We start from the raw sequence: 8,769 nt of genomic DNA on the forward strand, positions 1-8,769 counted from the left end.
TCGTCCTGGGACCACCCCCGCGTGCGCGGGGACCACCATCCCCTTCAGGTTCAGGAGTGGAGAAGAGGGGGACCACCCCCGCGTGCGCGGGGACCACGCCGGACGGCTCCGGGCTGGCGACGGCGGGCTGGGACCACCCCCGCGTGCGCGGGGACCACCGGGGCAGCGGAACGTATCGTTTCAGCCTGCCGGGACCACCCCCGCGTGCGCGGGGACCACGCATACGAGAGGGGGCTGCCGTGGCGATCAGCGGGACCACCCCCGCGTGCGCGGGGACCACACGGCCGCCTTTCCGTGCTCGACGCTCGGCGAGGGACCACCCCCGCGTGCGCGGGGACCACGCATACGAGAGGGGGCTGCCGTGGCGATCAGCGGGACCACCCCCGCGTGCGCGGGGACCACACGGCCGCCTTTCCGTGCTCGACGCTCGGCGAGGGACCACCCCCGCGTGCGCGGGGACCACTACCCCCGGGCCAAGGCCGCCGTCGAGGGGACGGGACCACCCCCGCGTGCGCGGGGACCACAGGGCGCGACCTGCGTCTTTAGCCGGCGGCAGGCCGGTTTTTACTCACTTTCGCAGCTCCCGGCATTCGGGCTGATCCGTGGCAAATCGGCCTCCAGGGCGATGCGTTGAGCGCGCGAGCGGCGCTCGAGCGTCCGCCCAGATCGTAGGGCCAGGCGCCGTCGCGCGCACAGCCGTTCACGTCCCGGCGCGGCCCGCCGTCGTGTCCGGCTCGCCTACGCCGCCGGTCGCCGCCTCCACAGCGGCCTCCGGCCGCGGAGGCTCCGCCGCCGCCCGCTCCCGGGCGGCAGCCAGCTCCACCCGCGTCGCCCGCGCCGAGCGCAGCGCGTCCCACGTCAGCACCGCCAGCGCCAGCCACACCAACGCGAAGCCCGCCCACCGCTCAGGCGGCATGGACTCGTGGAAGACCGCGAGGCCGAGGGCGAACTGGAAGATGGGAGCGAGGTACTGGAGCATCCCGAGGACCGACAGCGGCAGGCGGACGGCTGCCATGCCGAAGGAGACCAGGGGGAGGGCGGTGATCGCGCCCGAAGCCAGCAGGAGCAGCAGGTGGCCCGTGCCCTCGCTCGCGAAGGTGCTCTTGCCGTCCGCGCCGAGGAAGATCAGGAAGCCGAGCGCGGGCAGGAACTGGACGGCCGTCTCGGCGGCCATGGACTCCAGGCCGCCCAGCCCGACCTGCTTCTTGAAGAGGCTGTAGGTGCCGAACGACGCCGAGATGCCCAGCGCGATCCACGGCAGCTTGCCGTAGCCCACCGCCAGCACGATCACCGCCGCCGCGCCGATGCCGACGGCCGCCCACTGCGCGGGCCGCAGCCGCTCCCGCAGGACGATGACGCCGAGGGCGATGACGACGAGCGGGTTGATGAAGTAGCCCAGCGACGTCTCGACGACATGGCCGGCGTTGACGGCCCAGATGTAGATGCCCCAGTTCACCGAGATCGTCGCGGCGCTCAGGACGATCATCGCGAGCCGCTTCGGCTGCCGGAGCAGCGGGCGTATCCACGCCCAGCGCCGCGTGAGGGCGAGCGCGGCCACCACCGTCACCAGGGACCACACCATCCGGTGCGCCAGGATCTCGAACGCCCCGGACGGCTCCAGGAGCGGCCAGTACAGGGGGAACAGCCCCCAGATCGCGTAGGCGAGGACGCCGCACAGGAACCCCGTGCGCGTCTCGTTCTGCTGCGTGTCCGGCTTCACGGATCCCTCCCGGCGGTGCGACGACGACCTCGCGAAGGTAACGCCGTCCGGGGGTGCCTGTCATGTCCGTACCGAATGACGGTCATGACTTCGTCCGCAAAGCCCCCCGCAGCCGCTCCACCGCCCGCGAGACGTCGAACGGCAGGATGGTGACGGCCACGTCCGGCAGCTGCTCCAGCGCCCGCGCCATCTGCTCGCCCGTGCCCCGGTGCAGCAGCCGGCCCAGCGGCGTCGAGTACGTCCGCCGGGGGACGAGGAGGGTCAGGGCGGTCGCGCCGTCCGCCGTGGTCCGGGCCGCGAGCGCGACGACCGCGTGCCGCAGCCGCCGGTCCGGGCAGTCGACGAGCTCCAGCGGGACGTTCGTCCCCGGGGTCGCCTCCCAGCGGGCCGCGAGCCGCCGCGCCCGCGTCTCGTCGATGACGAAGTGCAGGGCGCGGACCTCGTCCGGCCGCAGCTCGTGCGCGTACCGCAGCGCCTTGACGGCCGCCAGGTCGAGGGTGTCGACCAGGACGTACACCAGGTGCCGCCGCCAGTGCGGGCCGCCGGCGGTGAAGGCGGGGACGTTCTCCAGGGCCGCCGCCTCCGCGCGGTAGTGCCGGTTGACGCGGATCAGCGCCCACACCCCGAGCGGGAACACCACCACGACCAGCCACGCGCCCTCCGTGAACTTGGTGACCGCGAAGATCAGGACCACCAGGGCGGAGACGACGGCGGCCGACAGGTTCACCGCGATCTTCGCGCGGCGGCCGGGACGACGGCCGGGACGACGGCCGGGACGACGGCCGGGACGACGGCCGGGACGACGGCCGGAACGGCGGCCGGGCCCGGGTCCGGCCGAGCGCAGATGGTGCGCGGTCATCCCGGCCGCGGCCATGGTGAAGCCGGTGAACACCCCGATCGCGTACAACGCGACCAGTTTGTCGACGTTGCCGCCGGTGAGCAGCAGCAGCCCCAGCGAGACGACGGTGAGGCAGATGATGCCGTTGGAGAAGGCGAGGCGGTGGCCGCGCCGGGTGAGCTGGCGGGGCAGGAAGCGGTCCTCGGCGACGAAGCTGGCGAGGAACGGGAAGCCGGTGAACGGCGTGTTGGCACCGGTGTAGAGGATCAGCGCGGTGGCGAGCTGCACGAACACCAGGCCCGCCGTCCCCGCCCGGCCGTCGCCGAAGACCAGGTGTGCCTCCTGGGCGAGGACGGTCGGGTTGCCGTCCTCGTACGGGATCGCGTGCGTGAAGTGGGCCAGCGCCGAGACGCCGGCCACCATGATCCCGAGGATCACGCTCATCACGGTGAGCGTGCGGCGCGCGTTGCGGCCCTGCGGGGACCGGAAGGCCGACACCCCGTTGGAGATCGCCTCCAGGCCGGTCAGCGACGAACCTCCGTTCGCGAACGCGCGCAACACGATGAACAGCGACGCGCCGTACAGCCAGCCGTGCCCGCCGCTGCCCAGCGGGACGGCACCGGGCGCCGCCGTGTCGGCGTGCGGCAGCCCGCCGTCCAGGGCCCGGACCAGCCCGACGGCCAGCAGCAGTGCGATGGCCGCCATGAACAGGTACGCCGGCAGCGCGAAGGCGCGGCCCGCCTCGCGGAGACCGCGCAGGTTCCCGTACATCAGCAGCACCACGACGGCGACCGTGACCGGCAGCTTGAGGTGGTCGATGCCGTGGTAGCCGTGGCCGACCAGGTGGGCGAGCGAGATCAGCGCGTCCGTGCCGGCGGCGGTCTGCACGGCGACCGTGACCGTGTAGTCCACCAGCAGGGCCACGGCCGCGATCTGCGCGACGCGCGGGCCCAGGTTCTCGCGGGCGACGACGTACGAGCCGCCGGCGCGGGTGTAGACGGAGACCACGTCGCGGTAGGCCAGCGTCACGAGGAGGAGGACGAGGAGGATCGCTCCGGTCACCGGGAGGAGGAGGGTGAACGCGGCGACGCCGGCTACCGGGACGAGGATGCGGAGCATTTCCTCCGTGCCGTACGCGGTGGAGGAGATGCAGTCTGAGGCGAGGACGCCCAGGGCTGTGGGGTTCGACAGCTTCTCCTGGGCGAGGCGCTCTGTCACCAGGGGTGGGCCGAGGAGGGCGCGTTTCGCGAGGTAGCGGAGGCGGTCGGGTGGGAGGGGGACGTCGGCGTCGGCCATGTCCCCATGACAGCGGGCCGGTGGTGGGGGCGGGCGGCCCGACGCGGCGGGGGCACTCGTTTGGGGGTGCCCCGGTCCCGCCCTTTCACCGTTTCCCGGGGCTGCGCCCCAGACCCCCCTTTTTCGCGGCTTCGCCGCTCGTCCTCAATCGCCGGACGGGCTGAATGGCGCGCTCGCGCGCGACCATCCGCCCGTCCTGGGCAGGGTGGAACCCCCTACCCCACCACCGTCCAGGTGTCGCCCCCCGCGAGCAGCCCCGCCAGATCCCCCTTGCCCCGCTGCTCCACAGCCGTCTCCAGCTGATCGGCCATCAACGTGTCGTACACCGGCCGTTCCACACTCCGCAGCACTCCGATCGGCGTGTGGTGCAGCGTGTCCGGGTCGGCGAGGCGCGACAGCGCGAACGCCGTGGTCGGGGACGCGGAGTGCGCGTCGTGGACGAGCACCTGCGCCTCGTTCTCGGCCGTCACCTCCACGACCGAGAGGTCCCCTGTCGCCGGGTCCCGTACGACGCCCTTGGAACCGTCGACGCCGAAGCGGATGGGCTGCCCGTGCTCCAGCCGGATCACCGCCTCCTGGGCCTGCTCCTTGTCCTTGAGCGCTTCGAAGGCGTTGTCGTTGAAGATGTTGCAGTTCTGGTAGATCTCCACCAGCGCCGTGCCCGGGTGGTCGGCGGCCTGGCGCAGTACCTCGGTCAGGTGCTTGCGGTCGGAGTCGATGGTCCGGGCGACGAACGACGCCTCGGCGCCGATCGCCAGCGACAGGGGGTTGAAGGGCGCGTCCAGCGAACCCATCGGCGTCGACTTGGTGATCTTGCCGACTTCGGAGGTGGGGCTGTACTGGCCCTTGGTCAGCCCGTAGATCCGGTTGTTGAACAGCAGGATCTTGAGGTTGACGTTGCGGCGCAGCGCGTGGATGAGGTGGTTGCCGCCGATCGACAGCGCGTCGCCGTCACCGGTGACGACCCACACCGACAGGTCGCGGCGCGAGGTGGCCAGGCCGGTGGCGATGGCCGGGGCGCGGCCGTGGATGGAGTGCATCCCGTAGGTGTTCATGTAGTACGGGAAGCGGGAGGAGCAGCCGATGCCGGAGACGAAGACGATGTTTTCACGGGCGACGCCGAGTTCGGGCATGAAGCCCTGGACGGCGGCGAGGATGGCGTAGTCACCGCAGCCGGGACACCAGCGGACTTCCTGGTCGGACTTGAAGTCCTTCATGGACTGCTTGGCTTCGGCCTTGGGCACCAGCTTGAGCGCCTCAGTCATCGATGGCCTCCTTGAGCACGGTGGCGAGCTGCTCGGCCTTGAACGGCATGCCGCTGACCTGGGTGTGGGAGCGGACGTCCACGAGGTACCGGGCGCGCAGCAGGGTGGCGAGCTGGCCGAGGTTCATCTCCGGCACGACGACCGTGTCGTACCGCTTCAGCACCTCGCCCAGGTTGCGCGGGAAGGGGTTGAGGTGGCGCAGGTGCGCCTGGGCGACGTGCGAACCGGCACCGCGCACCCGCCGTACGGCCGCGGTGATCGGCCCGTAGGTGGAACCCCACCCCAGCACCAGGGTCCGGGCCTCCCCGGAAGGGTCGTCCACCTCGATGTCAGGGACAGCGACCCCGTCGACCTTGGCCTGCCGGGTGCGGACCATGAAGTCGTGGTTGGCCGGGTCGTACGAGATGTTGCCCGTGCCGTCCTGCTTCTCGATCCCGCCGATGCGGTGCTCCAGACCCGGCGTGCCCGGCACGGCCCAGGGGCGGGCCAGCGTCTCGGGGTCGCGCTTGTACGGCCAGAACACCTCGGTGCCGTCCGCCAGCTCGTGATTGGGCGTGGTCGTGAACTGCACTCTCAGATCCGGCAGTTCGTCCTGCTCCGGGATCCGCCACGGCTCCGAGCCGTTGGCCAGGTAGCCGTCCGACAGCAGGAAGACCGGCGTCCGGTACGTCAGCGCGATCCGCGCCGCGTCCAGCGCCGCCTCGAAGCAGTCCGCCGGCGTCTTCGGCGCCACGATCGGCACTGGCGCCTCACCGTTGCGCCCGTACATCGCCTGCAACAAGTCGGCCTGCTCGGTCTTGGTCGGCAGACCCGTCGACGGACCACCGCGCTGGATGTCCACGATCAGCAGCGGCAGTTCGAGCGAGACCGCCAGCCCGATCGTCTCCGACTTCAGCGCCACACCCGGCCCCGACGTCGTCGTCACCGCCAGCGCCCCGCCGAACGCCGCACCCAGCGCCGCGCCGATCCCGGCGATCTCGTCCTCGGCCTGGAAGGTGCGCACGCCGAAGTTCTTGTGCTTCGACAGCTCGTGGAGGATGTCGGAGGCCGGGGTGATCGGGTACGAGCCCAGGTACAGCGGCAGGTCCGCCTGCCGCGAGGCCGCGATCAGCCCGTACGACAACGCCAGATTCCCGGAGATGTTGCGGTACGTACCGGCTGGGAAGGCGGACGCGGCCGGGGCGACCTCGTAGGAGACCGCGAAGTCCTCCGTCGTCTCGCCGAAGTTCCACCCCGCCCTGAACGCGGCCACGTTCGCCTCGGCGATCTGCGGCTTCTTCGCGAACTTCTTCCGCAGGAACTTCTCGGTGTTCTCCGTCGGCCGGTGGTACATCCACGACAACAGCCCGAGCGCGAACATGTTCTTGCTGCGCTCGGCCTCCTTGCGGGAGAGCCCGAACTCCTTGAGCGCCTCGATCGTCAGCGTCGTCAGCGGGACGGGGTGGACGTTGTAGGCGTCCAGCGAGCCGTCCTCCAGCGGGCTGGTCGCGTAACCGACCTTCGCCATCGGGCGCTTGGTGAACTCGTCGGTGTTGACGATGATCTCGGCGCCGCGGGGCACGTCCGCGATGTTGGCCTTGAGGGCGGCCGGGTTCATGGCGACCAGGACGTTCGGGGCGTCGCCCGGGGTGAGGATGTCGTGGTCGGCGAAGTGGAGCTGGAACGAGGAGACGCCGGGCAGGGTGCCGGCGGGGGCGCGGATCTCGGCGGGGAAGTTCGGGAGCGTGGACAGGTCGTTGCCGAACGAGGCCGTCTCGGAGGTGAAGCGGTCTCCGGTGAGCTGCATGCCGTCACCGGAGTCACCCGCGAACCGGATGATCACCCGGTCCAGGCGGCGGACCTCCTTGCCGCCGGATTCCGGCGCTCCGGCGCGCTGCCCGGTGAGGCGCGACGGCTCGTCCCCGGCCCCGGGCGGGGAGAAGCCTGCCTGCTGTTCGGCTGGTTCGGCCTGCTCGGCCGGGCTGCTGACCTGGCTGGTCACTGCTTCGGACCTCCCTCGTGACGGCGGTCCCGCACACGGAGGTGCCGACCGGCGTTCCCATCGCCATCGTACGTGGGCGGGGCACGGCCATCCGGGACGGATCACGGGATGGGGAGGCCCCGCAGCACCCCCATCCTGGCACGCCCGCTTCGAGCGGCCCTCGAGCCCGTGGCCGCCCCGGGGGCGGGGCTACGACCCGGGGACCAGGACCGGAGGAGGAGCCGGGGCGTCCGATCGGCGTCTCCGCTCGGCCGCCGGGGCGTCAGTGAACGGAAGCGGAGGCGCGGACAGGCTCGGGAAGGCGTTCAAGCGACCCCCCTTCAGCCCGTCCGGCGTTTGAGGACAAGCGGCGGAGCCGCCCCCAGGGGGGAGCCGCTTTCAGGGGGGCCTGGGGCGCGCCCCCGGGAAGCGGCGACGGGGAGGGACCGGGGCGCGCCCTCACGACCGCAAGTACGTCAGTACGGCGAGCACCCGCCGGTGGTCCCCGTCGCTCGGCGACAGCCCGAGTTTCATGAAGATGTTACTGACGTGCTTCTCCACGGCCCCGTCGCTCACCACGAGCTGCCGCGCGATCGCACCGTTCGTCCGCCCCTCCGCCATCAGCCCCAGGACCTCTCTCTCCCGCGGGGTGAGCCCGGCCAGGACGTCCTGCTTGCGGCTGCGGCCCAGCAGCTGGGCGACGACCTCGGGGTCCAGCGCGGTGCCGCCCCGCGCCACCCGGACCACGGCGTCCACGAACTCCCGCACCTCGGCCACGCGGTCCTTGAGCAGGTAGCCGACCCCGCGGCTGCTGCCGGCCAGCAGTTCGGTCGCGTACTGCTCCTCGACATACTGCGAAAGGACCAGGACGCCCAGGTCCGGGTGGTTCCGGCGGAGCTGGACGGAGGCGCGGACGCCCTCGTCCGTGTGGGTCGGCGGCATCCGGACGTCGGCCACCACCACGTCCGGCAGCGCGCCCTCGTCGGCCAGTTCCCGCACCGCCTTCAGCAGCGCCTCGGCGTCTCCGACCCCGGCCACGACCTCGTGGCCGCGGTCGGTGAGCAGCCGGGTCAGGCCCTCCCTGAGCAGCACCGAGTCCTCGGCGATGACCACCCGTACCCTGTCCGCGGCGTTCTCTACCACGACGTCCGGCCCCCTGGTTTCCCCGCGGACGCTCCGGCCCGCGCTACGACTGCGACGCCCCACAGCATCGCAGCAAAACGGCCCCGGGACGGAAAGGTCCGGGGCCGTAAGGGGGGCGGGGCGGGGTCAGCGGTCGCGCCAGGGCAGTTCCGCGGTGACGGTGGTGGGCCCGCCGGCGGGCGAGTCGACGACCAGCAGGCCGTCCACCGAGCCGAGCCGTTCGGCGAGTCCGGCCAGGCCGCTGCCGGCGGCGGTGGACGCGCCGCCCCGCCCGTCGTCCCACACCTGGAGCATCACGCGGCTGCCCGAGCGCCACACCTCCACCCGCGCGGTCCGGGCACCGCTGTGCTTGCTGACGTTCTGGAGGAGTTCGGAGACGGTGAAGTAGGCGATGCCCTCGATCGCGGGCGCCGGGCGGGTGTCGAGGTCGACCTGCACCTGGACGGGGACGGTGCAGCGGCCGGCGACGGAGGAGAGGGCGGCGTCCAGGCCGCGGTCCGTCAGTACCGCCGGGTGGATGCCGCGGGCGAGGTCGCGGAGCTCCTGG

6 protein-coding genes and 1 CRISPR repeat array (1 of these 7 only partly in view) are annotated in these 8,769 nt (G+C 72.2%); all 6 genes read right to left on the minus strand.

Annotation, left to right across the window (positions count from 1 at the left end; all coding sequences use genetic code 11):
* Positions 1 to 524: direct repeats of the CRISPR family, unit length 29 nt; unit sequence GGGACCACCCCCGCGTGCGCGGGGACCAC (it extends 54 nt beyond the left edge of the window).
* Positions 525 to 700: 176 nt separating this feature from the next.
* Positions 701 to 1,720, minus strand: coding sequence for an EamA family transporter RarD (rarD, locus tag JNW98_RS25120; RefSeq protein ID WP_223770569.1), 1,020 nt, complete (start codon positions 1,718 to 1,720; stop codon positions 701 to 703).
* 82 nt (positions 1,721 to 1,802) lie between these two features.
* A complete protein-coding gene (locus JNW98_RS25125; RefSeq protein WP_223770570.1) occupies positions 1,803 to 3,854 on the minus strand; it encodes an APC family permease in 2,052 nt (683 codons plus the stop codon).
* A gap of 215 nt (positions 3,855 to 4,069) precedes the next feature.
* Positions 4,070 to 5,119 (minus strand): 2-oxoacid:ferredoxin oxidoreductase subunit beta, encoded by a 1,050-nt coding sequence (locus tag JNW98_RS25130; protein ID WP_223770571.1) that lies wholly within the window; start codon positions 5,117 to 5,119, stop codon positions 4,070 to 4,072.
* Positions 5,112 to 7,100, minus strand: coding sequence for a 2-oxoacid:acceptor oxidoreductase subunit alpha (locus tag JNW98_RS25135; RefSeq protein ID WP_223770572.1), 1,989 nt, complete (start codon positions 7,098 to 7,100; stop codon positions 5,112 to 5,114). The genes JNW98_RS25130 and JNW98_RS25135 overlap by 8 nt, the downstream gene beginning before the upstream one ends.
* Positions 7,101 to 7,538: 438 nt before the next feature.
* The gene (locus tag JNW98_RS25140) at positions 7,539 to 8,222 is read right to left on the minus strand and encodes a response regulator transcription factor (protein WP_223770573.1); all 684 of its coding nucleotides are present in this window, start codon (positions 8,220 to 8,222) and stop codon (positions 7,539 to 7,541) included.
* 126 nt (positions 8,223 to 8,348) lie between these two features.
* Positions 8,349 to 8,769, minus strand: a 421-nt coding sequence (locus tag JNW98_RS25145) for a sensor histidine kinase (RefSeq protein WP_372459322.1), incomplete at its 5' end; no start/stop codon positions are given.

Source organism: Streptomyces huiliensis, from assembly GCF_020037025.1.
Classification (GTDB): domain Bacteria; phylum Actinomycetota; class Actinomycetes; order Streptomycetales; family Streptomycetaceae; genus Streptomyces; species Streptomyces huiliensis.